The sequence below is a fragment of the Achromobacter sp. MYb9 genome (assembly GCF_002975275.1).
GTDB lineage: Bacteria > Pseudomonadota > Gammaproteobacteria > Burkholderiales > Burkholderiaceae_B > Achromobacter.
Genome location: NZ_PCOQ01000006.1, coordinates 16,198 through 40,884, shown reverse-complemented (window position 1 = coordinate 40,884; position 24,687 = coordinate 16,198). Strand labels below are relative to the sequence as shown.

22 protein-coding genes and 1 tRNA gene are annotated in these 24,687 nt (G+C 65.0%); 14 read left to right on the top strand and 9 right to left on the bottom strand.

What is annotated here, in order from left to right; genetic code table 11:
• Positions 1-7: 7 nt before the first annotated feature.
• The 3 genes from CQ050_RS11385 to CQ050_RS11375 form a co-directional block, all read right to left on the bottom strand.
• Complete coding sequence (locus CQ050_RS11385; RefSeq protein WP_105556938.1) at positions 8-985, bottom strand: TRAP transporter substrate-binding protein; 978 nt, start codon at positions 983-985, stop codon at positions 8-10.
• Between the two features lie 119 nt (positions 986-1,104).
• Entirely contained in the window at positions 1,105-1,983 is an 879-nt protein-coding gene (locus CQ050_RS11380) for an SMP-30/gluconolactonase/LRE family protein (protein ID WP_105556937.1), read from the bottom strand.
• An 8-nt stretch (positions 1,984-1,991) separates the two neighbouring features.
• Positions 1,992-2,843, bottom strand: a complete 852-nt coding sequence (locus tag CQ050_RS11375; protein ID WP_105556936.1) for an NAD(P)-dependent oxidoreductase — start codon at positions 2,841-2,843, stop codon at positions 1,992-1,994.
• Positions 2,844-2,974: 131 nt separating this feature from the next.
• Here CQ050_RS11375 and CQ050_RS11370 point away from each other — a divergent pair, with 131 nt between their 5' ends.
• The 3 genes from CQ050_RS11370 (at position 2,975) to CQ050_RS11360 (ending at position 6,969) form a co-directional block, all read left to right on the top strand.
• Positions 2,975-3,703 carry a FadR/GntR family transcriptional regulator gene (locus CQ050_RS11370; RefSeq protein WP_105556935.1) on the top strand — a complete coding sequence of 243 codons (729 nt, stop codon included), beginning with the start codon at positions 2,975-2,977 and terminating at the stop codon, positions 3,701-3,703.
• Between the two features lie 278 nt (positions 3,704-3,981).
• Complete coding sequence (locus CQ050_RS11365; RefSeq protein WP_105556934.1) at positions 3,982-5,877, top strand: LTA synthase family protein; 1,896 nt, start codon at positions 3,982-3,984, stop codon at positions 5,875-5,877.
• Between the two features lie 138 nt (positions 5,878-6,015).
• Complete coding sequence (locus CQ050_RS11360) at positions 6,016-6,969, top strand: acyltransferase (protein WP_369868271.1); 954 nt, start codon at positions 6,016-6,018, stop codon at positions 6,967-6,969.
• 53 nt (positions 6,970-7,022) lie between these two features.
• Here the strand turns inward: CQ050_RS11360 and fahA are convergent, their stop codons facing one another.
• Positions 7,023-8,342, bottom strand: a complete 1,320-nt coding sequence (gene fahA / locus CQ050_RS11355) for a fumarylacetoacetase (RefSeq protein WP_105556933.1) — start codon at positions 8,340-8,342, stop codon at positions 7,023-7,025.
• Between the two features lie 133 nt (positions 8,343-8,475).
• Positions 8,476-9,774 (bottom strand): homogentisate 1,2-dioxygenase, encoded by a 1,299-nt coding sequence (gene hmgA / locus CQ050_RS11350; RefSeq protein WP_105556932.1) that lies wholly within the window; start codon positions 9,772-9,774, stop codon positions 8,476-8,478.
• A gap of 163 nt (positions 9,775-9,937) precedes the next feature.
• Between hmgA and CQ050_RS11345 the strand changes: the two genes are divergently transcribed.
• Positions 9,938-10,846, top strand: a complete 909-nt coding sequence (locus tag CQ050_RS11345) for a LysR family transcriptional regulator (protein ID WP_105556931.1) — start codon at positions 9,938-9,940, stop codon at positions 10,844-10,846.
• 4 nt (positions 10,847-10,850) lie between these two features.
• Here the strand turns inward: CQ050_RS11345 and CQ050_RS11340 are convergent, their stop codons facing one another.
• The 4 genes from CQ050_RS11340 to mutM all read right to left on the bottom strand — a co-directional run bounded on the left by CQ050_RS11340 (position 10,851) and on the right by mutM (position 14,796).
• A complete protein-coding gene (locus CQ050_RS11340; RefSeq protein ID WP_105556930.1) occupies positions 10,851-11,048 on the bottom strand; it encodes a DUF2783 domain-containing protein in 198 nt (65 codons plus the stop codon).
• 19 nt (positions 11,049-11,067) lie between these two features.
• Positions 11,068-12,747 carry an FAD-dependent oxidoreductase gene (locus CQ050_RS11335; RefSeq protein ID WP_105556929.1) on the bottom strand — a complete coding sequence of 560 codons (1,680 nt, stop codon included), beginning with the start codon at positions 12,745-12,747 and terminating at the stop codon, positions 11,068-11,070.
• A 130-nt stretch (positions 12,748-12,877) separates the two neighbouring features.
• Positions 12,878-13,831, bottom strand: a complete 954-nt coding sequence (locus tag CQ050_RS11330; protein WP_105556928.1) for an MBL fold metallo-hydrolase — start codon at positions 13,829-13,831, stop codon at positions 12,878-12,880.
• Positions 13,832-13,968: 137 nt separating this feature from the next.
• Positions 13,969-14,796, bottom strand: a complete 828-nt coding sequence (mutM, locus tag CQ050_RS11325; RefSeq protein WP_105556927.1) for a bifunctional DNA-formamidopyrimidine glycosylase/DNA-(apurinic or apyrimidinic site) lyase — start codon at positions 14,794-14,796, stop codon at positions 13,969-13,971.
• Between mutM and CQ050_RS11320 the strand changes: the two genes are divergently transcribed.
• From CQ050_RS11320 to ychF, 10 genes are all read left to right on the top strand, one after another.
• On the top strand, positions 14,795-16,681 hold the full coding sequence (locus CQ050_RS11320; protein WP_105556926.1) for a lipopolysaccharide assembly protein LapB: 1,887 nt from the start codon (positions 14,795-14,797) through the stop codon (positions 16,679-16,681). The two genes, mutM and CQ050_RS11320, sit on opposite strands and share 2 nt — an antisense overlap.
• 59 nt (positions 16,682-16,740) lie before the next feature.
• Complete coding sequence (lolB, locus tag CQ050_RS11315) at positions 16,741-17,280, top strand: lipoprotein insertase outer membrane protein LolB (RefSeq protein ID WP_233213994.1); 540 nt, start codon at positions 16,741-16,743, stop codon at positions 17,278-17,280.
• 251 nt (positions 17,281-17,531) lie between these two features.
• Positions 17,532-19,130, top strand: a complete 1,599-nt coding sequence (locus CQ050_RS11310; protein ID WP_105556924.1) for a methyl-accepting chemotaxis protein — start codon at positions 17,532-17,534, stop codon at positions 19,128-19,130.
• Between the two features lie 62 nt (positions 19,131-19,192).
• Positions 19,193-20,092, top strand: coding sequence for a 4-(cytidine 5'-diphospho)-2-C-methyl-D-erythritol kinase (gene ispE, locus CQ050_RS11305; protein WP_105556923.1), 900 nt, complete (start codon positions 19,193-19,195; stop codon positions 20,090-20,092).
• Between the two features lies 1 nt (position 20,093).
• Positions 20,094-20,170, top strand: a tRNA-Gln gene (locus CQ050_RS11300).
• A 145-nt stretch (positions 20,171-20,315) separates the two neighbouring features.
• Entirely contained in the window at positions 20,316-21,266 is a 951-nt protein-coding gene (locus tag CQ050_RS11295; protein WP_006227587.1) for a ribose-phosphate pyrophosphokinase, read from the top strand.
• A 146-nt stretch (positions 21,267-21,412) separates the two neighbouring features.
• Positions 21,413-22,024: a 50S ribosomal protein L25/general stress protein Ctc gene (locus tag CQ050_RS11290; protein ID WP_105556922.1), complete on the top strand. Its 612-nt coding sequence runs from the start codon at positions 21,413-21,415 to the stop codon at positions 22,022-22,024.
• A 100-nt stretch (positions 22,025-22,124) separates the two neighbouring features.
• Positions 22,125-22,721: an aminoacyl-tRNA hydrolase gene (pth, locus tag CQ050_RS11285; protein ID WP_105556921.1), complete on the top strand. Its 597-nt coding sequence runs from the start codon at positions 22,125-22,127 to the stop codon at positions 22,719-22,721.
• Positions 22,721-23,500: a type II CAAX prenyl endopeptidase Rce1 family protein gene (locus CQ050_RS11280; RefSeq protein ID WP_105556920.1), complete on the top strand. Its 780-nt coding sequence runs from the start codon at positions 22,721-22,723 to the stop codon at positions 23,498-23,500. The genes pth and CQ050_RS11280 overlap by 1 nt, the downstream gene beginning before the upstream one ends.
• Before the next feature lie 95 nt (positions 23,501-23,595).
• Positions 23,596-24,687, top strand: a complete 1,092-nt coding sequence (gene ychF, locus CQ050_RS11275) for a redox-regulated ATPase YchF (protein WP_105556919.1) — start codon at positions 23,596-23,598, stop codon at positions 24,685-24,687.

Sequence of the window (24,687 nt, the reverse complement as noted above, 5' to 3'; positions counted from 1 at the left end):
GGTGCCCTCACTGGACGGCCTGGATCTTCGCGACCAGGTCTTTCATTTCGGGCGTGGTGACGAAACGCTCGTACACGGGCTTCATCGCGTTCTGGAACGAGGTCTTGTCCACCTCCACGATTTGCGAACCGGCGCGTTCGACCACGGACCGCGACTTCTGTTCGCGCTCGTCCCACAACTTGCGCATGTAGGGTACGGACTCGCGCGCCGCTTCGCGCAGGATCTTCTGGTCGTCGGGCGGCAGCTTGTCCCATTGGCGCTTGGAGAAAATCAGGATCTCCGGCGTCATCGTGTGTTCGGTCATCGCGTAGAACTTCGCGACTTCGTAGTGGTGCGCGCTTTCATAGCTGGGGAAATTGTTTTCGGCGGCGTCCACCAGCCCCGTTTTCAGCGACGTGTAGACCTCGCCCATGGGCATTGGCGTGGCGTTTCCGCCCATCGCCTCGACCATGGCAACCGATAGGTCGGATTGCTGGACGCGGATCTTCAGGCCTTTCGCGTCGGCCAGCGTCTTGATCGGTTTGTTGCGCGTGTACATCGAGCGCGCGCCGCTGTCGTACCAGGCCAGGCCGACAAAGCCCGCGCCTTCGCACGAGCGCAGGATCTGGTCGCCGATATCGCTGTCCAGCACTTTGTGCAGATGCTGCTTGGAGCGGAACAGGAAGGGCAGCGACGGTACCCGGGTCGTCTGGCAGATGTTGTGCATGGCGGCGCTTGAAACGCGGGCCATGGCCAGGGCGCCCAGCTTGACCTGTTCGATCGAGTCGTCTTCGTTGCCCAGCGCGCCGCCCGCGTATACCTTGACGGTGAAGCGCCCATTGGTGCGTTGCTTGATCAGTTCGCCGAAGTGGCGCACGGCCAGCACGGTGGGATAGTCGTCGGGATGGATGTCCGCCGAGCGCAGTTCGGCGGCATGAGTGGCGGGAATCAGCGTCAGCAAGGCAGCCGCCGCCAAAATGGCGCGGGTCAGGGTGGGGCGCAGCATGTCTACCTCCGGTTGGAGTACGGCGTTTCGTCAGTGGCCAGGACGGCCTCGAAGCTCTTTGATATGGACGGGCCTACTTACTTCGCTTGGGGCCGCGCGACGGCCGCCCCGGTCGGGTGCTAACCGGCGCTTGCGGTTTCCTCCAGGCCCTGCGCGCCGGGGCGCAGGGCAAACACGGCGCCTTCAAGGCTGCCGGGCGCCGCGGATGGCGGGCGGATCGACGTGATGAACAGCGTGTCCATGCCGGCGCCGCCGAACGCGCACATTGCGACCCGGGCGGCGGGGACGTCCAGGGTCCGGTCCAGTCGACCCTCTGGCGTGTAGCGGTAGACGCGGCCGGCCTCGTTGCCGCAGATCCAGTAACCGCCGTCGGTGTCCACGGCCGCGCCGTCCGGGCGGCCGGCGGGCAAAGCGGAAATGAAGGGGCGGCGGTTATGCGGCGTGCCCGTGTCGATGTCGTACTCGAACGCCCAGACCATGGCGCGCGAAGGGTGGGAGTCCGAGAGGTACATCGTCCTGCCATCGGGGCTGAAGGCCATGCCGTTGGGCACGATCAGGTCGTCCAGCAGCACGGCCAGGCCTTGGGCGTCGTAGCGGTACAACTGGCCGGCAGGTTGCGCCAGCCCCATGTCCATGACCATCGTGCCCGCCAGGAAGCGGCCTTGCCGATCGCAACGGCCATCGTTGAAGCGCATGCCGGGCGCCGCGTGCGCGACGGAAACCAGCGGCCGCGGTTCGCAGGGTTGCCCGGCCCGCAACGGGTCACAGGCATAGAGGCCGTCTTCCATCGCCAACAGCCAGCCGGCCCCTCGCATGGCGATGCAGCCGGCCATCTGCGGCAGTGCCCAGTGCGCGATGTCGTCGCTTGCCGGCGACCAGCGCCACAGGGTCTTGCCCGGAATGTCGGTCCAGGTGAACGCCTGATCGGCGGCGCGCCAGACCGGGCTTTCTCCTACGCCGCACAGCATGTTCCCGATACGTTCGACGGTTGCGGGCATGGTGGCGGTTACTCGGCCGATGAGGGCGTGGGGAAGGGAAAGGGACCCGCCTTGACGAAAGCGCCGCCCTGATAGCGGGCGGCGGGATCGTCGGCGGCTAGCGGAGGCTGCGCCTCGACCTGCGCGCGAAAGCGTTCGGAGGAGTCCTGGGGGACAAAGCCCAATATCCTGGCGGCGTCGTCGTTCCACCAGCGGTCGCGGTTGGCCGATGCGCCGTACACGATCAGGTGGCCGACATCCGGCGTGAACAGCGAGCGCGTGACCAGGTCGGTCAGGTCGTCGTAGCTAAGCCACGTGACCATCATGCGGCGGTCCTTGGGTTCGGGGAACGAAGAGCCGATGCGCAAGCACACGGTTTCGATGCCGTAGCGGTCGAAGTAGAAGCGCGACAGGTGTTCGCCGTAGGCCTTGCTCAAGCCGTAATAGCCGTCCGGGCGCAGCGGCACGTCCGCGTCCAGCTGTTTGCCCTGCTCATAGAAGCCGATGACGTGGTTCGAACTGGCGAACACCACGCGCCGCACGCCATGGATGCGGGCCGCCTCGTACAAGTTGTAGATGCCTTGGATGTTGGCGGGCAGGATCTCGTCGAATGGCCGCTCTACCGATACGCCACCCAGGTGGACGATGGCATCCGCGTCTTGCACCAGCCGGGATACCGCGGCGGGGTCGGCCAGGTCGCAGGCAATCGCTTCTTCCCCGGGGCCGGCGGCAGCGGGCGGGGCAATGTCGGAAACGCGAAGTACCTCCGCATGGGCCTTCAACCGGGGACGCAGTACCTGGCCCAGGTTGCCGGCTGCGCCGGTCAATAGCAAACGACGGCAGCGAAACGAGGCGGGCAGGGTGTTGACAGTTCGGCTCATGACGCAATGCTCGGTGAGAGGGCGCGTGGGGAGTAGACTTATCTGGTACGTTATCGTACAACTTGAGCAAAGTATAATGAGCGCCAAATTTCAGCGTCAAGCTTTGCGCAACCGCCTTCGGATAATCCCTGATGAACGCTCCTGTCGATACCCCCGTCTTGCCGCAGCGTCGTCCCCGGAACCTGGCCCAAGGCCTGGTCGAGAACATTTCCGAACGCATCCGAGGCGGCGATATTCGCCCGGGTGACAAGCTGCCCACCGAGTCCGAGATCATGCGTCAGTTCGGCGTCAGCCGCACGGTCGTGCGCGAGGCGCTGTCGCGCCTGCAGGCGTCGGGGTTGGTCGAAACGCATCACGGCGTTGGCACCTATGCGCTGGAACCCAGCGGCAGCGGCGACTTCCGCGTGGATCCGGCCGACATCGCCACCGTGCGCGACGTGCTGGTGCTGCTAGAGTTGCGCATCTGCCTGGAGAGCGAGGCCGCAGGCCTGGCCGCCATCCGCCGCAGCGAGGTGCAGTTGCAAGAGATGCGCCGCGCGCTGGACGTGTTCCGCAGTGCGCTGGAAAGCGGCGGCGATACGATCACCCCCGATTTCCAGTTTCATCTGCTGGTGGCGCAATCCACCGACAACCGCTACTTCGCGGATCTGATGTCGCATCTGGGCTCGGCCATCATTCCGCGCACCCGTATCAATTCCGCCAAGTTCGCACACGAAGACCGCGCGGCGTACCTGGCGCGCGTGAACCTGGAACACGAAGACATCTACAGCGCGATCATGCGGCAAGATGCCGAAAGCGCCCGCGCAGCCATGCGCACGCATCTGAGCAATAGCCGCGAACGCCTGCGCCGCGCACAATAGACGGCGGGCGGCGCGCCCGGCGGGTTGGCGCGTCTGTGTGTTCGGGCCTGCGTGCGTCTGTGCGGTCGCGTCCGCGCGCGTTCATGCTCGAAGCGTTTGAAATATGATGTCGTACAACGCTTAAAGCAGCCCCTCTCGCTGCCAACTCCCCCGAAACCGCGTTAACCTTGGCCCGTTTTCATTTCCGGACAACGAGGCGGCATGGCTTTGCTCGGCACATCAGGCGGGACCCTTTCATTTGAACAGGCGGATTCGCGCCGCCCTTGGGGGGCCGCCGCATGCGCCGCCTGACACTCCGGTTCGTCGTCGCCGTTCTGGTGATGCTGACGCTGTCGCGTCTGGGCCTGTCCTTCTGGATGTGGGACCGCGTCCAGGCCGCGGGCGGGTTGTGGCCCGTGCTTTTCGGCGGACTGCGCATCGACGTGTGCCTGCTGTCGATGGTGATCGCGCTGCCGGCCGTGCTGTCGCCCTGGTTCGGCCATCGGCCGCTGGCGGCGGGCATCACCGCGTGGTGGTTCCGCGTCTGGTGGATGCTGTATGTGCTGCTGGAAGTTTCCACGCCGCAATTCATCGCCGAATACGACACGCGGCCGAACCGGCTGTATTTCATCTATCTGCTGAACCCGAAGGAAGTGGGCTCGATGCTCTGGCAAGGCTACAAGGGCGTGCTGCTTGCCGCCCTCGTGGTGCTGGTGCTGGCGGCCTGGCTGGCGGTCAAGCTGTTCTCGGTGCGCTCGCGTGATTCCTTCATGGCATGGTGGAAGCGCCCGATCGCGTCCTTCGTGATCCTTGCGCTGGTGGTGCTGGGTGCACGCGGCACGCTGGAGCATCGCCCGATCAATCCCGCAAAGGTGGCTTTCAGTTCGGATGCCATGGTCAATGCGCTGGCGCTGAATTCGCTGTACAGCGTGTTCGACGCGGCCTACCGCATGCGCGACGAACGCTCATCCGCGGCGATGTATCCCAACATGCCGGTGGACCAGATGAACGCCATCGTTCGCGAGAAGGCCGGCCTGACGGGCGCGCCGCTGGATCCGCGTTATCCCAGCCTGCACGAGCAGAAAGCCACCGTGCGTCGCGACAAGCCGCTGAACGTCGTGATCATCCTGCAGGAAAGCCTGGGCGCGCAATACGTGGGCAGCCTGGGCGGCCGCGACCTGACCCCCAACATCGACCGTCTGTCCAAGGAAGGCTGGATGTTCCACCGCGCCTACGCCACCGGCACGAGATCCGTGCGCGGCATCGAAGCGGTGACGGCGGGCTTCCTGCCCAGCGTGGCCGATGCCGTGGTCAAGCTGCCTCGCTCGCAGACCGGCTTCTTCACGCTGGCCCAGGTGCTGGGCAAGCACGGCTATCACTCGCGCTTCGTCTACGGCGGCGAATCGCACTTCGACAACATGCGCGCGTTCTTCCTGGGCAACGGCTTCGACGAAGTCGTGGACCGCCCCAAGTTCGTCAACCCGGTGTTTGAAGGGTCGTGGGGCGCATCGGACGAAGACATGTTCAATCAGGTCGACCGTCTGCTGCGTGCCGACGGCGACAAGCCCGTCTTCACACTGGCGTTCTCGGTCACGAACCATTCGCCGTGGGAGTATCCGGAAGGCCGTATCCAACCCGTCGGCGACCCGGCCACGGTGGACAACACGGTCCGCTACGCGGATTGGGCGTTGGGCCAGTTTTTTGAAAAGGCCAAGAAGGCCCCGTACTGGGACAACACGGTGTTCCTGGTCATCGCGGATCACGATTCGCGCGTGTACGGGTCGATTCCGGTGCCGGTGCGCCACTTCCAGATCCCCGCGTTGTTCCTGGGCGCGGGCATCGCGCCGCGCCAGGACGAACGGCTTGTCAGCCAGATCGATATGGCGCCGACGCTGTTGTCTTTGATCGGTCTGGACAACGTGAACCCGATGCTGGGCGCGGATCTGACGCAACGCGATCCGAACCGGGCGATCATGCAATACGCGGACAACTTCGGGTATTTGCAAGGCGACAAGTTGCTGGTGCTGGAACCGGCCAAGGCGCCCAGGGAGTTCCGATACACGGCGGCCCCGGTGGGAAGCGACGAAGTCTATGCCCCGGTGGAGCCTGCGGATCCCGGATTGACGGAAGAAGCGCTGGCCCATGCCTTGTGGGCGTCGTGGGTGTACCGTGAAGAGAAATACCGGCTGCCATGATGGCGTTTCCTTGGTGGAATTTGCGAATGCGGGGGTTGATCTTGCGCAAGCGGATTTCCCCCGACGCCCAGCAAACTGGCGACCATGACTGTTCCAGACCTTCCCACCGGCGCAAGCCGGGCCGTCTCCGAGGCTCAAATGAGCAAGCATGAATCTGATCGGCCCGCATCGCGCCAACGCGCGTTTCCCGTGTTGCGCGGCCGCCTTGCGTGGCTGACCGGCGTATTCAGCGTCACGCTGCTGGTTGTCAGCACGGTGTTCTGGTGCCTGCTGCTGCTTCCGATTGCGCTGCTGAAGCTTGTGCTGCCCTTCGCTGCGGTCAGGCGGCGCGTCGACCCCGTCCTCAACGGCATTGCGACGGCGTGGGTTTCCGGTAACGCCGGCTGGTTCGCGCGCATCCAGGCGGAGCCATGGGACGTGCAGGGCCATACGGGGTTGCGTTACGCGGACTGGTATCTGGTCAACTGCAATCACCAGTCCTGGGTGGACATCTTTGTGCTGCAGCGCGCGCTGAACCGGCGGATTCCGCTGCTGAAATTCTTCCTCAAGCAGCAGTTGATTTACGTGCCGGTGATCGGTCTGGCGTGGTGGGCGCTGGACTTTCCTTTCATGAAGCGTCACGGCAAGGCGGCGTTGCGCCGTAATCCCGCCCTGGGCCGTCAGGACCAGGAAGCCGCGCGCCGCGCCTGCGAGAAATTCTCGCTGGTGCCGACAAGCGTGATGGTCTTTGCCGAAGGCACGCGCTTTACCCAGGCCAAGCGTGCCGCGCAGGCCTCGCCGTATCGCCATCTTCTCAAGCCCAGGGCGGGCGGGCTGGCGGTCGCGCTGAACGCGATGGGGGCGCGCTTCCGATCAATGGTCGACGTGACTATCGCCTATCCGGAAGGCGCGCCCAGCTTCTGGGACATGGCTTGCGGCCGCATGGGCCCCGTGCTGGTGCGCATGCGGCAGTTGCCGGTGCCGCCGGCCTTCTGCGTTGCGGATTACACCCGGGACAAAGCCTTCCGTGCCACGTTCCACCATTGGCTGGGAGAGCAGTGGCAGGCCAAGGACGACGAGATCGAAGCGTTGACCGCGCGCCGCGCGGACTAACCGCCAGCATGCCGCGCGCCCCGGGTTGCGGGGCGCGCGTCCTTCTCAAGCAATCAGACGCGGGCCGGCAGCACGGTGCCCGAGCTTTCTCCAAATCCGATCCGCGGGTACCCTTCCTTCACGCACGCGGCGCGCATGATCACCTGATCCCCATCCTGCAGGAACGTCCGCTTCTCGCCCCACGGCAGGTCGATCGCCGTCTTGCCGCCATTGCTCAACTCCAGCAACGAACCGGCTTCCGATGCCTGGGGGCCCGACAACGTGCCCGTGCCCAGCATGTCGCCCGGTTGCAGATTGCAGCCGTTGACGGTGTGGTGCGCGATCAGCTGGGCCACGTTCCAGTAGGCATCGCGGAAATTGCTGCGCGACAGCGTCACGGCGGGTTGCTTGGCTTCACGCGATTGCTGCGTCGTCATCAGCACTTCCAACTGCACGTCGTACGCGCCCTTCGCGCGGTTCGCGTCGGAGGCCAGGTAAGGCATCGGCTGCGGTTCCGACGGGCCGCGGTTCCACTGCGTGCGGAAGGGCTCCAGAGCTTCCATCGTGACGATCCACGGCGAAATCGTCGACGCGAAGTTCTTCGACAGGAAGGGGCCCAGCGGTTGGTATTCCCAGGCTTGGATATCGCGGGCCGACCAGTCGTTCAGGATGCACAGGCCGAACACGTGCGCGTCTGCGTCGGCCAAGCCGATGCGCTCGCCTTGCTCGTTGCCGGCGCCCACGAAAATGCCCAGCTCCAATTCATAGTCCAGGCGCGCGCAAGGGCCGAATTGCGGCGTTTCGCCTTCGTTGGCCGGACGCGTCTGGCCAACGGGACGCGGGAATTTCTGGTCCACGCCGATGCTGGACGCGCGGCCGTGATAGCCGATTGGCACCCACTTGTAGTTTGGCAGCAAGGGATTGTCGGGACGGAATTGCTTGCCCACCGCGGTTGCGTGATGCACCGAGATATAGAAGTCCGTGTAGTCGCCGATGCGCGCGGGCGTGGTGTATTCGGCATCGGCCTGCGCCACCAGCAGCGGCTCGACCGTCTGGCGCAAGGCGGCGCCTTCGCGCAGCGCGCGCGACAGCGCCAGGCGCAGGGCGCTCCAGTGCGGCTGGCCCAGCGCCATCAGCGCGTTCAGGCTGTCGCCGGCGCACGCGGCCAGCGCCTCGGCGGCCAGGCCTTCAAACGGCTGCTTGGCGGCCAGTGCGGCAAGGTCCAGGATCTGGTCGCCGATCGCCACGCCGGGGCGGAACGACTCTTGCGAGCCCTTGCGGCGGAACGCGCCATACGGCAGGTTCTGCACCGGAAAATCCGACGTGCCGGTGTTGGCGCTGGCAAGCCAGCTTTGCAAGGACGGATCGTGGGTTTCGTTGATCGTGGTGGTCATGGCTGCGTGTCTCTTTAATGATGGAATGGGTGGCCGGCAGATCTGACGGGTCAGCGGCGCCGGAAAACTCAAAAGCCAAACGGCGATGCGCTTGCGCGCATCGCCGTGGGCGTGGATCAGCGGGAAACTGCCGTCACGCCTTCTTGGGATCGAAGTGCTTCACGATGCCCTGCCAGCACCGGTAATAGTCGCCCTGCAATTCTACCGACGCCAGGGCCTGCGCGGTCGGGCGGATGACGCGGCGCGTTTCGAACATGAACGCCATCGTGTCGCGGATGTAATGCGCGGTGTGGGTGTCGGCGCGCGAGGCCTTTTCGAAGGTCTCGGCGTCGGGGCCGTGGCCGCTCATGCAATTGTGCAGGCTGGCGCCGCCCGGGGCGAAGCCATCGGCCTTGGCGTCGTACACGCCCTGGATCAAGCCCATGAACTCGCTGGCGATGTTGCGGTGGAACCAGGGCGGGCGGAACGTGTCTTCCATCGCCAGGATGCGCGGCGGGAAAATCGCGAAGTCCATGTTGGCCGTGCCCGGGGTGTCGGACGGCGCGGTCAGCACGGTGAAGATGGATGGGTCGGGATGGTCGAAGCTGATCGAGCCGATGGTGTTGAAGTGGCGTAAATCGTACTTGTACGGCGCGTGCGTGCCATGCCAGGCCACGACGTCCAGCGGTGAATGGTCGATGGAAGCGCGCCAGAATCCGCCCGTGAACTTGGCGATCAGTTCAAAGTCGCCCTCCACGTCCTCGTACCAGGCCACCGGTGTCTGGAAGTCGCGGGCATTGGCCAGGCAGTTCGAGCCGATCGGGCCCAATTCGGGCAGGCGCAGGGCCGCGCCGAAGTTCTCCAGCATGTAGCCGCGCGCGGTGTCATCCAGCAGTTCGACGCGAAAACGCACGCCACGCGGAATCACCGCGATTTCCAGCGGTTCCAGGTCGATCAGGCCCAGTTCGGTGGCCAGTCGCAACCGGCCTTGCTGCGGTACCAGCAGCAGTTCGCCATCGGCGTTGTAGAAATAGCGGCCTTGCATGGACCGGTTGGCCGCATACATGTGGATGGCCACGCCGCCCTGCTCATCGGGGCCGCCGTTGCCGCCCCAGGTCTTCACGCCTTCCAGGAAGTCGGTCGGGGCATCCGGAATCGGCATCGGGCTCCAGCGCAACTGGTTGGGCGTGACCGGGCCATGGCCGAAGGTGCTTTCCCAGCCCGCCGCGCCGCCGAAGGGCTCGAATGGCTTGTGTTGCGCGCCCGGGCGGACGCGGTAAAGCCACGAGCGGCGGTTTTCGCTGCGCGGGGCGGTGAAGGCGGTGCCGGACAATTGCTCGGCGTACAGGCCGTAAGGGCATTGCTGCGGCGAATTGCGGCCCACCGGCAGTGCGCCGGGCAGCGCCTCGGTCGCGCAGTCGTTGCCGAAGCCGGTCTGATATTGCAGTTCCATAGAATCCTCCTGGGTGGCGGCGCGGTGCTTGGCCGCGCGGTCGGTATTCGGGGGCGGTCTGGGATAACCCGGGGCCGATGCGATATTGTCGGGAAAAACGCCCATTACGGCTACGGGAATGCAAAAATACAGACTATAAATTTTGTGAATAGTAGGGGGCCGCATGGCCGAATTGCGCGACGTTGACCTGAACTTGCTGATCCTGTTCCAGCACCTGCTGGAAGACCGCAATCTGTCTGCCGTGGCCCGGCGGATGGACCTGACGCAGCCCGCGGTCAGCAATGCCCTGCGCCGCTTGCGCGAGGCCTTTGGCGATGAGCTGTTCGTGCGTACCGCGCAAGGCATGCTGCCCACGCCCCGGGCGCAGCGGCTGGCCGGCCCCGTCAGCGAAGCGCTGACCATGCTGGGCCAGGCGTTGAAGGATCAAGACGTGTTCGACGCCGCCACCAGCAATCGCCGCTTCCGGGTCGCCATGACGGATGTCGGCGAAATCCACTTCATGCCCCGGTTGATGGAGGTCTGCGTGCAAGTGGCCCCGCATGTGCGCATTGATTCGGTGCGTGTGCAGGGGCCCGATCTGCCGCGCGAAATGGAGTCGGGCAGGGTGGACCTGGCCATCGGCGCGTTCGATGAAATGGGGGCGGGCACGCTGCAGCGCATGCTGTTCCGGCAGGGTTACGCGACCTTGTTCCGTCAGGCGCATCCCTCGGCGCACGCGGGCATGGGCATCAAGGCATTCCGCGCCGAGCGGCATTTGATCGTGTCGCGCGCCGCGCCTTACGGGCAAGTCAATCAGTCGATGGAGCGCGCGGGCGTGGAGCTGGCCGAGCATTTCAGCGTGCCGCACTTTTCGGCCGTGCCCTACATCGTCAGCGCGACGGACTTGCTGGCGACCGTGCCTGAAAAGCTGGCCGCCAGCGCCGCGCCGCCGTTCGGCCTGCGCTTCATGACGCCACCGCTGAAAGTCCCCGCGCTGCAGACCAATATGTACTGGCAGCGCAGGGTGGACCGCGACGGCGGCAATCAGTGGTTGCGCGCCTTGATCGTGAATACGTTCGCGGTGGGCGTGTGACGCCTTACGCCTGCACCACCGACGCGCGCGCTTGCTGCAAGGCTTCGCGCAGCAGCGCCACGTCGCCCAGGTGATTGGCCAGCAGCAGGATCAGCGCCGCGTTCAATTCCTGGCTTTGCTCATTCGTCAGGTCGCGGTGCATTTCGATCAGTGCTTCGTAGAAGTCGTCCGGCGAGCTCAGGTTCGTTTCAGTAATCAGCATGATGGGTTGACCTTTGTCTTCAGGCGTGGCCCGTGGCCCGGTGGACCGCGCGGATCACGGCATCGGCATTGAATGCCCGCCAGCGGGCGGCGATGTGCTGGTCTGGCCGGATCAGATAGGCGGTGCCGGGCTGCCCGTCATAACGCTTGGCCAGGCAGCCTTCGGTGTCGGCTACCACGGGCAAGTCGGCGGACAGGCCGGTCGTGTCGCATTGGGCGGCTACGACCAGGACGGCCTTGACGGGCACGGGCGCCATGCGCAGGGCCTGCAAGGCCTGAAGCGTGTCGGCGCCAGGCAGCGTGTCGGCACAGAACAGCGCCAGCACGAAGCCGCCATCCAGCTGCGCCAGCCACCAGTCTTGCTCGCTGCGGCATGCCACCGGCGCGTCCAGCGCGACGGCCCCGGGCACCATGCGGCCCGTGAAGGCGTCAGTGTCCGGCGTGTTCAGCGGCGAGCCGCCGTACGTGGCCGGCAGCGACAGACGCCCGCTGTTGACCAGCGAACGGGCGAACGGATGCGTCTTGGCCAGGTTCAGCACGGCGTTGCGGAAGCTGCGGCTGATGTCGCTCTTGGGCGTGATGAAGTCGGTGGCGCGCGACGAATTCAGGATGTTCTCGTCCGCGGCGTACTCGCGTTCGGCGCTGTAGCTATCGATAAGCGTGTCGGGCGCCAGGCCCGCCACCACCAGTTTCAGTTTCCACGCCAGGTTTTCGGCGTCCTGCACGCCGCTGTTCGCGCCGCGCGCGCCGAACGGCGACACGCGGTGCGCGGAATCGCCAGCGAACACGACGCGGCCATGGCGGAACTTGTCCATGCGTTCGCACGCGAAGGTATAGACGCTGACCCATTCCAGGTCGAACTGCGCGTCGGGGCCGAGCAGGGCGCGGATGCGCGGCAGCACGTTCTCGGGCTTGACGGCTTCGACGGGGTCGGCGTTCCAGCCCAGCTGGAAGTCGATGCGCCAGACATTGTCGGGCTGGCGATGCAACAGCACGGACTGGTTGGGATGGAAGGGGGGATCGAACCAGAACCAGCGTTCGGTCGGAAAGTCGGCCTTCATCTTCACGTCGGCAATCAGGAAGCGGTCGCGAAAGATGCGGCCATGGCTTTCCTGGCCGATCAGCTTGCGCACCGGCGACCGCGCGCCGTCGCAGGCCACCAGCCAGTCGGCGTGCAACGTGTACGGGCCTTCGGGGGTTTCGATCGTCAGGTCGACGCCGTCTTCGGCTTGAACGACGCCGGCGACCTTGTTTTTCCAGCGCAGGTCGATGTTGGGTTCCTGGCGCGCCTGTTCATACAGGTAGCCTTCGGCGTAGTACTGCTGAAGGTTGATGAAGGCGGGGCGGCGGTGGCCGGGTTCGGGCAGCAGGTCGAAACGCCAGACTTCCTGTTCGCGGAAGAACACCTTGCCGACATTCCATGACACGCCCTTGTCGATCATGCGCTGGCCCACGCCCAGGCGGTCCCAGATTTCCAGCGTGCGCTTGGAAAAGCAGATGGCGCGCGAGCCGGTGGACAGGCGGTAGTCGTCGTCCAGCACCACGACGCGCACGCCCTGGCGGGCCAGGTCCAGCGCGGTGGTCAGGCCGACCGGGCCGGCGCCCACGACCACGACCTGGTGCCGCGGCGGTGCGCCGGCGCTTTGGTCGGCGTGCTTTTCATAGGCGAACTCCATCGCCTGAAAGTCGATGTCTCCCACGGTTGTCTCCTGTGTGGGTCATTTTGTTTTTATGTCGCGAAGCCGCGCGCCGTCGGCGGCGCGCAGTTTCGGTTCTTGCAATATCGGTCCGGGCCGCCTCGGGTCTGCGCCCGACTTGGCCCGTTTGGCCTTAGCCTTCCAGCTGCGCCCACATTTCCAGATCGCGCTTGTCGGTCCAGATGCGGGGATGGGTGTGGCCGCTGGCCTCGTCATAGGCGCGCGACACGTCGAACGGCATGCAGTGGTCGAAAATGACCCAGTCGCTGTAGCGCGGCTTCATGAAGTCGTAGACCTCGCGGTAGATCGTCTTCAGGTCCTTGCCTTCGGCCACGCCGCGGTTCACGGCGCCGTACAGGTCGGTCAGGAAGGCGCGGGTGCCGGCCAGACCCTGGCGGACTTCGGTGGCGTTCTTCAAGGCCGGGCCGCGGCCAGGAACCATTTTCTCGGCTTCGAAGCCCGACAGCGCGTCCAGCGTGCTGGGCCAGTCGCGGAAGTAGGCGTCGCCGCAGTACGGGGTGGACTGGTATTCGACCAGGTCGCCAGCGAACAGGATCTTCTGTTCGGGCAGCCAGGCGATGGTGTCGCCCTTGGTGTGGCCGCGGCCCACTTGCAGCAGCTTGACTTCCAGGTTGCCCAGGTCGACGGTCATTTCGCCCTTGAACGTCATCGTCGGCCACACCAGACCCGGCGGAATCGATTCGGCGTTGCGGAACAGGCGGGGGAAGCGGCCGATTTCGCTGGCCTTGTCCTGTTCGCCGCGTTCGGCGATCAGGTCGTAGGTATCGCGGCTGGCCAGGATCTCTTGAGCGTTGTAGGCAGAGGCGCCGAACACGCGCACGGCATGGTAGTGCGACAGCAGGATGTACTTGATCGGCTTGTCCGTGACTTCGCGGATGCGGCGGATCACGTCCTGCGCCATGACCGGCGTGGCCTGGGTGTCGATCACCATGACGGCCTCGTCGCCGATGATCACGCCCGTGTTGGGGTCGCCTTCGGCCGTGTAGGCATAGGCGTTGTCGGACAGTTTTTCGAACGAGACGACCTTGTCGTCCAGGTCGGCGTGCGAGGCGAATTGCTTGCTCATGGAGGCTCCTTCCACTGTTCTAGGAATAGGTGTGTGAAAGGAATATAGCTTGGCGTTAGTGTTTGTGCAATACGTTTGCTATAAACAAATGTCCTTGTTTTTGCAGGGATTTCCCCAGGGTTTTCAAGGCGCCAGGGCTAGTTCCGTTGGCATTTCGGGCAGTAATAAGTGGCGCGCTGGCCCTGGACGAAGCGCCGGATCGGCGTGGCGCAGACCCGGCACGGCAGGCCCTCGCGCTCATAGACGGCGGCATGGATTTCGAAGTAGGCCCCCGGCTCGCCGGTGGCGCCCACGTAGTCCCGCAGCGTGCTGCCCCCGGAGGTCAGGGCGTCGGCCAGGGTGGCCCGGACCATGTCCGCCAGCCGGTCGCACCGGGCGGGCGACAGCTTGTTGGCCGCCGTCTTCGGGTTGATGCGCGCCCGGAACAGGCATTCCGATGCGTAGATATTGCCCACTCCGACGACCGCCAGACCGGCCAGCAACACCTGTTTGATGGCGGCGCCATGCTTCTTGAAGTGCCGGTGCAGCCAGGCGCCGTCAAAGCGCGGGTCGAAGGGCTCGATGCCCAGCTTGGCCAGCAGGGGGTGGGTCTCGATGGGGCCGTCGGCGCCGGGGTGCCACAGCACCGCGCCAAATCGCCGGGGGTCATGCAGGCGCAACACGGCTTCGTCGAAAATCCATTCAACGTGGTCATGCTTGCGCAGGAATTCACCCGGGGCGACGCTGCGCAGTGACCCGGACATGCCCAGATGCACGATCTGGGTGCCATGTTCGAAGCGCAACAATAGATATTTGCCCCGGCGGGCGCATTCCAGGACGGCGCGGCCGCCGATCAGCGACGGCAGATCGGGCGGAATGGGCCAGCGCATGCGGGCTTCGTGGACGACCAGGCGCTTGAGCGTCCGGCCAGTGATGACGGCGTCAATTCCCCGACGCGTGGTTTCGACTTCAGGCAGTTCCGGCATGAGCCAGTGTAAGATCATCAATTGCGTGTACGAAGATTGTGCCATCAACCGGACGGGCCGCGTGAAGTCGTCTTTCAAACAAATGAATATCGGGATCGCCACGCTTGCGCTTGCGCTGGCAACAGGTTTTGCGCTGCCGGCTCAGGCGGCCGACAGCCGGACGCGTGATGCGACCGGGCCCCGCATGGCGCCGCAGAACCATCAGCCCGAAACCGAGGTGATCCGCCTGCGTCCGGGCCAATTGCCCTACGTATCGCTCACCGCCGACATCTTCTATCGCGTCCTCGCGTCGGAGATCGCCGCCCAGCGCGGCATGTACGGCACGGCTGCAACCACCATGATCGGCCTTGCCCGGGACACGGGCGACCCCCGTCTGGCCCGCCGCGGCCTGGAGTTCCAGCTGGCCGGGGGCAATCTGCCCGGCGCGCTGGAGGCGGCCCGCGTCTGGGCGCGCCTGTCTCCCAACGACGTCGAAGCCAGCTCCACCGAACTGGCGTTGGCTGCCGCCAACGGGCAGACCAAGGGCCTGGCCCAGGCGCTGCGCAATCGCATCGACGCCTCGCGCGACAAGCCGGCCGCCATCGGCCAGGCTCTGGCCGTGCTCAGCCGCCTGAACGACCGCCGCCTGGCGCTGCGCATCCTGGACGAATCGCTGAGCGATAGCGTGCGCAAGCTGCCGGCCGCCCACCTGGCGCTGGCCGACGTGGCTTCTGCCTCGGGCGACTACGAGCGCGCGGCCCAGGAGTCCCGTGCGGCGCTGGCCGCCGATCCCAAGTCCGAAGCCGCCGCCCAGCGCGTGCTGGAATACGGCTCGAAGGTCGATCCGCAACGCGCCATGACCGAGGCCCGGGCCTATATCAACCGTAATCCCGGCGCCCGCAAGGTTCGCCTGATGCTGGCCGGGCAACTGGCCGACAGCGGCGACTACAACGGCGCGCTGTCTGAACTGCAAGCCATGTCGCGCCGGTCGCCCGAAGACTTCGACCTGTTGTTCATGCAGGCCCAATTGGCCTACAAGGCGGGCCAGTTGCCGCAAGCCAAGACGCTGCTTCAGCAGTACCTGGACGTGCAGCAGCAGCGCCAGCGCGCTACCGTGCCGGGCGCCACGGATGCCGGCGCCGCCGCGGCGGACGCACACGTCCTGCTGTCGCGCATTGCCGAAGACCAAGGCCAATACGACGAAGCCATCAAGGAACTCGGCCGTATCGACGACCCCACGCTGCGCTATTCGGTCGCCATGCGCCAGGCCGCCCTGCGCGCCAAGAGCGGCCGGGTCGACGACGCGCTGGCCATGATCGATGGCGCCGGCCCGCAGGACGACGAAGAACGCACGCTGGGCGTACTGACCAAGGCACAGATACTGCGCGACGCCGACCGCCTCCAGCAAGCCGTGACCACGCTGGAAGCCGCCGACCAGGCGCTGCCGGACACCGTCGAGATCAAGTACGAACTGGCGATGCTGTACGAACGCCAGAACCGCCTGGCCGACCTGGAACGGATGCTGCGACAGGTCATCGCGCTGGATCCGGACCACGCCCACGCCTACAACGCGCTGGGTTATACGCTGGCGGACCATAACCAACGCCTGCCCGAAGCGCTGGACCTCATCACGCAAGCGCTGGAGCTGTCGCCGAACGACCCGTTCATTCTGGATAGCATGGGCTGGGTCAAGTTCCGCATGGGCGAATCCGAGTCCGCCGCGGAATACCTGCGCCGCGCCTACAGCGTGCGCCCGGAAGCCGACATCGCCGCCCACCTGGCCGAAGTGCTGTGGTCCCAGGGCAAGCGCGACCAGGCGACTGATCTGCTGCGCGCCGCACTGATGAAGGATCCGAAGAACAAGACCGTCCAGGACGTCGTCAAGCGTCTGGGAGTGGGTCTGTGACGGTAGCGGTGCAACGCTTGGCTGATGTGTCCGGCTGGCTGCGCTGGGCGCTGCTGGCGATGCTGGCGTTCACGCTGGCCGCCTGCACCACCACGCCAAAGCCTATCGAAGGCGCCAGCCCCGATGCGTTTTCCCGCATCGGCCGTTTCGCCATCACCGTGAACGAAGAAAGCGGCAAGCAGAACGCCGTGCAGGGCGGTTTCTCGTGGTCTGACGACGGCCGGCGCTATGTGCTGGATCTGACCAATCCGTTGGGGTCCACCGAAGCCCGCGTGGAAGGCCAGCCCGGTGCTGCCAGCCTGACCAAGGCCGACGGCACGCGCCTGGTCGCCGACAATCCCGATGCCCTGGCCGAAGACGCGCTGGGCAGCAGCGTGCCGGTGTCCGGCTTGCGCGACTGGCTGCGCGGCAGGCTGCCGGCGCAACCCGAAGCGTCCGACGTCACGCATGATGAGCTGGGCCGGCCCGCGTCGTTCGAGCAAGGCGGCTGGCGAGCCAAACTGTCGCGCTACGACACGCTGGGGCCGCAATTGCTGGTCCTGGAACGCCAGGAACCCGGACGCCGCGTCACGGTGCGTCTGGTCGTCAACCAGCCTTGACCCTGACGGAGCCGTTCGCGCTCCGTCGCTTTCCCGCTTGTATCGCAATCCCTGCCTGCCGCAGCCGGCCTTAACACGTCCGGCCTGCCGCAATCGGGCAAATAAACGCGGCAAAGGCGGTCGTGTTACGGCTTGAAATAGTCAGGCCGGACTGAATAATTCTCCTCATGCCCGCGCGGGGCCACCCCCTTGCGCGGACCGCAAGTGCGGCGGCGACCAATCCTGTCGCCGCCTTTTTTGGAGAATGCCCTATGTTCAGGAACACGCGCATCGCGACGATGCTGTTGGGAATCATCGCGATATTTTTCACGTTTCAGCTGCTCGTGGGCGGCATGGGTTTTGTCGCGTTGCGCCAGACCAACCAGGACGTTGGCCAGCTCTATCGCCTGTCCTCGCAACAGGTCAACGCCGTGAACACCGCTGCCCTGTCGCTGGTGGCGGCCCGCACCGATTTAAGCCGCTACGCCACGCGCGTCGCGCAAGGCAACCTCAGTGATACGACGGCGCTGCGTCTGGCGCGCCAGCGCATCGCGGCGGGCGACCGCGCTTTCCAGGGCTTTTCCAGCGGCCTGTCGGCCGACGAAAAGACCGCTTCCGCGGACCTGATCCAGGCCTACGCCAACCTCAGCGCGAATCTGCAAAGCGTCGGCCGCGTGCTGGAGGCGGGCGACATGGAAAGCTATTTCAAGCAAGGCACGCAGCAAGCGCAAGAGCTGCTGGTCAGCGAACGCGACGCCTTCATGGTCCGGGCCGAAGAGGCGGGGCAGGGCGCCATGAACGAAATATCCCTTTTCCACACGCTGTTCACGTCGTTGTTGGCCGGCATTCTGGCCCTGGGCCTCTTGATGGCCGTGGGCGCGCACGTGCTGATCCGCCGCATGATCGTGCGTCCGTTGCTGGAAGCTGGCGAGATCTTCCGCCGCATCGCCGAAGGCGACCTGACCCGCCGCGTGGCCGATCGTGGCAAGAACGAAATCGGCGCATTGCTGGCCGCCTTGAAGGGCATGCAGGACAGCCTGGTGCGCACCGTGTCCGCCGTGCGCAGGGGCGTGGACGAAATCAATGTGGGGGCGCGTGAAATCTCGTCGGGCAACACCGACCTGTCCAGCCGCACGGAAGAACAGGCCGCGTCCCTGGAAGAAACGGCCGCCAGCATGGAAGAGTTGGCGTCCACCGTGAAGCAGAACGCCGACACCGCGCGCGAAGCCAACCGCATGGTGGCGACGTCCGCCGCGGTCGCGCAGCGTGGCGGGGAGGCCGTGGCCGGCGTGGTGGAAACCATGCGCGCCATCTCCGGCAGTTCTTCGCGCATCGCCGACATCGTTGGTGTCATCGATGGCATTGCGTTCCAGACCAACATCCTGGCGCTGAACGCCGCGGTGGAAGCCGCGCGTGCGGGCGAGCAGGGCAAAGGCTTCGCCGTCGTGGCCAGCGAAGTGCGCACGCTCGCGCAGCGCAGCGCGGCTGCCGCCAAGGAGATCAAGCAGTTGATCGAAGACTCCGCGCAGACCGTTGGCAAGGGATCCGAACAAGTCGAGCGCGCCGGCGCCACCATGCGCGAAATCGTTGATTCCGTGCAGCGCGTGACCCACTTGATGGGCGAGATATCCGCGGCTTCCGAAGAGCAGGCCAGCGGCATCGACCAGGTCAACCGCGCCGTGTCGCAGATGGATGGCGTGACGCAGCAGAACGCGGCCTTGGTGGAAGAAGCGGCCGCGGCCGCCGGGGCGCTGGAAGAGCAGGCCCGCCAGCTTGCGGGCGCTGTGTCCGTCTTCAAGCTGCCGGCCGGGCAGGTGATCGACGCGCAGGCCGAGCGGCTTGCCGGCGCGGGCGCGCCGCAATTGGCCTGAGACCGGACGCGACAGCCGGTGCGTGGCTAGAATGTGAGGATGTCCCGCACCGGTGGTCTTCTGTGACTTTGTACGACGTTCCTGCTCCCGCCAAACTGAATCTGTTCCTGCACGTGGTGGGTCGCCGCGCCGACGGCTATCACTTGCTGCAGACGGTCTTCCGTTTCATCGACCTGTGCGACACGCTGCATTTCGAGGTACGCGCCGACGGCGTCATCAGCCGGGCGTCGGCACTGCCCGGCGTTGCCGAAGTCGATGACCTGACGTTGCGCGCGGCCCATGCGCTGCAACGCGCCACGGGCACGCGCCAGGGCGCGCAGATTGCATTGGAAAAACGCATTCCGCAGGGCGGCGGCCTGGGGGGCGGTTCCAGTGACGCCGCGACCGTGCTGATCGCCTTGAACAAACTGTGGGGGACGGGGCTGACGCGCCGCGAGCTCATGGCGCTGGCCTTGCCGCTGGGCGCGGATGTGCCCGTGTTCGTTTTTGGGCAGTCGGCATTCGCCGAAGGCGTGGGTGAAGACCTGACCGCCGTGGCGCTGCCAGAACGTGCTTATCTGGTGGCGCAACCCGACACCAGCGTGCCGACTGCTGGAATATTCTCCGCACCCGATTTGACAAGGGATTCTTCCTGCATCACAATAGCGGACTTTCTTGCTTCGCCAACTTTTTCCTTCGGGAAAAATGATCTGGAGCCGGTAGTTCACCGTCTTTATCCTGAGGTTCTCAGGGCAACGCGGTGGCTTGCTGAACAGGGCATACCTGTTCGCATGTCGGGATCAGGCGCGTGTTTATTCGCCGAGTTTTCCGAACTTTCCGAAGCCGTTTTGGCAAAAGCAGAAATATCCGCTATAATGCGCGGCGCTGTTAAAACAAACAGCACAACGCATCCAGGGTTTCGGTTAGTGCAGGCATGTACTGGTTTAACTGAACATCCACTGCGGAATTGGATTGCAAGATAGTTGGGGAGTCGCCAAGCTGGTTAAGGCACCGGATTTTGATTCCGGCATGCGAAGGTTCGAATCCTTCCTCCCCAGCCAACCGAATACATAAAAAAGCTGTTGAACACGCCTGTAAGACACTGGCCCGGGTTCAGCAGCTTTTTTATTTTCCGGGTCCGCTGGTGTCTCGTAGCACCCCGCATCACCTCGTTAGTGTCTTACAACGACCATCGCATCATCCATCATGGCAAACGATAGCTTCATGATCTTCACGGGCACGGCCAACACTCGGCTGGCCGTGGACGTAGTCAACCACCTCGATATGTCCCTGGGCAAGATGACCGTCGGTCGCTTCTCGGACGGCGAGGTGATGGTCGAAATCAACGAGAACGTGCGCGGCAAGGACGTCTTCGTTCTGCAGCCCACCTGTGCCCCTACCAATGACAACCTGATGGAAATCATGGTTATGGTCGATGCCTTGCGCCGCGCTTCCGCTGGCCGCATCACCGCCGCGATTCCCTACTTTGGCTATGCCCGCCAAGATCGCCGCCCGCGTTCGGCGCGCGTCGCGATCTCGGCCAAGGTCGTGGCCAACATGTTGCAAGTGGCTGGCGTCGACCGCGTCCTGACGATGGACCTGCACGCCGACCAGATCCAGGGCTTCTTCGACATCCCCGTGGATAACATCTACGCCGGTCCGATCTTGCTGGGCGACATCTGGCGCCGCAATTTCTCGAACCTGGTCGTGGTGTCCCCCGACATCGGTGGCGTGGTCCGCGCACGCGCGCTGGCCAAGCAGCTGGAAGCCGACCTGGCCATCATCGACAAGCGTCGTCCGCGCGCCAACGTGTCGGAAGTGATGAACATCATCGGTGAAGTCGACGGCCGCACCTGCATCATCATGGACGACATGGTCGACACCGCCGGCACGCTGTGCAAGGCGGCTCAGGCCCTGAAAGACCGCGGCGCCGGCGCCGTTTACGCCTATTGCACGCACCCCGTGCTGTCGGGCGGCGCCATCGACCGCATTGAAGCGTCGGAACTGGACGAACTGGTCGTCACCGACACCATCCCGCTCTCCGAGCAAGGCCAGGCCAGCGGCAAGATCCGCCAGCTGTCGTGCGCCGCGCTGCTGGGCGAGACCATCCTGCGTATCTCGAACGCGGAATCGGTCAGCTCGCTGTTCGTCGACTGACGCCCAGGCGTCGGTCAGGCAACCGCCTACCCTAGTTTTTGCACCTTGCTGGTCGCGGCAAGGCGCAATCAACACGGCGCGCATGTTGCGCGCCGTGCCGTTAACTGGTGAAGCCTCTTCACCTTATTTTGTTTTTGGAGTTTTCCATGAAATTTATCGCCACTGCGCGTAGCGTCCAGGGTTCGAGTGCGAGCCGCCGCCTGCGCCGCGCGGGCCGCGTTCCCGCCATTGTCTATGGTGGTACGGCTGCCCCCCTGAATATCGAACTCGACCACAACGAGATCTACCACGCCCTGCGTAAGGAAGAATTCCACGCATCGATCCTGCAAATGCAGCTCGAAGGCGCCAAGGAAGAGCAAGTTCTGCTGCGTTCGGTTCAATGGCACGCCTACAAGCCGCAAGTCCTGCACGTGGACTTCCAGCGCGTCGACGCCAACCAAGCCCTGCGTACCAAGGTGCCGCTGCACTTCGTGAACGCTGAAATCTCGCCGGCCGTGAAGCTGTCGGGCGCCATCATCAGCCACGTGACGACCGAACTGGAAATCACCTGCCTGCCGAAGGCTCTGCCCCAGTTCATCGAAGTCGACCTGACCAACATCCTGGCTGGCGCTTCGATCCACCTGGCCGACATCAAGCTGCCCATGGGCGTGACGTACGTCCCCCACGGCGGTGAAGACAACCCGCTGCTGGCTGCCGCCATCGTCAAGGGCGGCGCTGCCGCCGCCGACGAAGCCGAAGCCGCCGCTCCGGCCGCCTAAGTTCTGCGGGAAGGCCTTCGGGCTTTCCTTGCGGCTTATGCCCGAAACCCTGCGTGTGCATTTGCATGCGCAGGGTTTTTTGGTTTAAACACCCTCCATCATGTCTATTCCCATACGCCTCATCGTGGGATTGGGTAATCCCGGTCCCGACTACGAAACCACCCGGCACAACGCCGGCTTCTGGCTGGTCGACCACCTGGCGGACGACCTGCGCACTTCTTTTGCGCTGGAGAAATCTTTTTTCGGCATGGTGGCCAAGTCGCGCCTGGGCGCGGACAACGTGCTGCTGCTCAAGCCCATCACCTATATGAACAAATCCGGCCAGGCGGTCGGCGCGCTGGCCCGCTTCTACAAGCTGGAGCCGGAACAGGTGCTGGTGTTGCATGACGAACTGGATCTGCTGCCGGGCCAGGTCAAGCTCAAGCAGGGCGGTGGCCATGCGGGCCACAACGGCCTGAAGGACATCCAGGCCGTGCTGGGCAGCCCCAATTTCTGGCGCCTGCGCATCGGCATCGGCCATCCGCGCACGTTGAACCTGGCTCAGCAAGTGGCGGACTTCGTGCTGCATCCGCCGCGCCGCGAGGAACAGAAAGAGATCGAAGCCGTCATCGATCGTTGCCGCGCCGTCGTGCCGGCCATGCTGGCCGGCGATTTCGCGCTGGCCACGCGCCAACTGCATAGCGGCAACGTCGCCTGATGTCCGTCAACCCGCAGTCCTCCTCCGGCGGCAAGCTGCGCTTTCGTGGCGAGGTCGCGGATTTCTGGCGTTTCATCCGCCATCCGCGTCCCGTGGCGCGCTTGTCCGGGCGCTTCGCCGGCGGCGGCCTTGCCGCCGACTGGTGGCCGGGCATCGGTCCCGGGCGTTTGCTGGCGTGGGCCGGGCTGTTGTGGGCGCTGAACCTGTTCGCGCTGGGGCCGGTAGCCGTGATGGCGGCCGGCCTGGGAGGCGCGACCCACCGTATCGACCCGGCCAACCTGCCATGGCTGACCGCCGTGCTGTGGGCGCCGCTGGTCGAGGAAATGCTCTTTCGCTACGGCTTGCGCCGTCCGCGGCAGGTGTTGTGGCTGGTGCCCGCCCTGATGCCCGTCGTGTTGTACGGCCCCAAGCTGTGGACAGGCCTGCTGCTGGCCGCATTCGTGCTGCTGGCATGCTGGGGGACGCGCCAGCGCGCAGAGCCCCTGAAGGGCTGGGATACGACCTGGCGGCGCTATTACCTGAAGCACTTCGGCCTGGTGTTCCATCTGGTGGCGCTGACCTTTGCCGCCGTGCACCTGACGAACTTCGTCTACAGCAAGACACCATACTGGCTGATGCCGCTGCTGGTGCTGCCGCAGTGGCTGACCGGCCTGGTGCTGGGCTGGATGCGCGTGCGGCGCGGCATCGGCGCGGCCATCCTGCTGCACGCCACCTTCAACGCCGGCCCCATTTTGATGATCTGGGCCGTCATGCGCTGGGCGCCCACCGCCGCCAGTTAGCGGGGCCGCATCCCCGGCGCGGCGGCAGGGCACCCGCCGCTTGCCGGGGTAAACTAGAACGTTAACGATCAATACCGTACTTACACAGGATTCCCATGGCTCTGCAATGCGGCATCGTCGGCCTGCCCAACGTTGGCAAATCGACACTTTTCAATGCTCTGACCCGCGCCGGCATCGCCGCCGAGAACTACCCGTTCTGCACCATCGAACCCAACGTCGGTGTGGTCGAGGTGCCGGATCCGCGTTTGCAGAAGCTGGCTGAAATCGTCAAGCCCGAACGCATCCTGTCCGCCACCGTCGAATTCGTCGACATCGCGGGCCTGGTCGCCGGTGCGAGCAAGGGCGAAGGCCTGGGCAACCAGTTCCTGTCGCACATCCGCGAAACCGACGCCATCGTCAACGTCGTGCGTTGCTTCGAAGATCCCAACGTGATTCACGTTGCCGGCAAGGTCGACCCCATCGCCGACATCGAAGTCATCGAGACCGAACTGGCGCTGGCTGACCTGCAGACCGCCGAAAAGGCCCTGCTGCGCCACCAGAAGACCGCGCGTTCCGGCGACAAGGAATCGCAGCGCATCGTGGCCGTGCTGGAAAAGTGCATTGCCCAGCTGAACGAAGCCAAGCCGATCCGCGCGCTGGACCTGACGACGGAAGAACACGCCGACATCGCCCAGCTGTGCTTCATCACCGCCAAGCGCGCCATGTACGTGGGCAACGTGGCCGACGACGGCTTCACGAACAACCCGCTGCTGGACCGCCTGACCGAATTCGCCGCCGCGCGCAACGCGCCGGTCGTGGCCATCTGCGCCGCCATCGAATCCGAAATCGTTGACCTGGACGACGCCGATCGCCAAGCCTTCCTGTCCGACATGGGCATGGAAGAGCCGGGCCTGAACCGCCTGATCCGCGCCGCCTTCAAGCTGCTGGGCCTGCAAACCTACTTCACCGCCGGCGTGAAGGAAGTGCGCGCCTGGACGGTCGCCATCGGCGCCACCGCACCGCAAGCTGCTGGCGTCATTCACACCGACTTCGAACGTGGCTTCATCCGCGCGCAGACGATCGCGTATGAAGACTTCATCACCTACAAGGGTGAGCAGGGCGCCAAGGAAGCGGGCAAGATGCGCGCGGAAGGCAAGGAATACATCGTGCAGGACGGCGATGTGATGAACTTCTTGTTCAACGTCTAA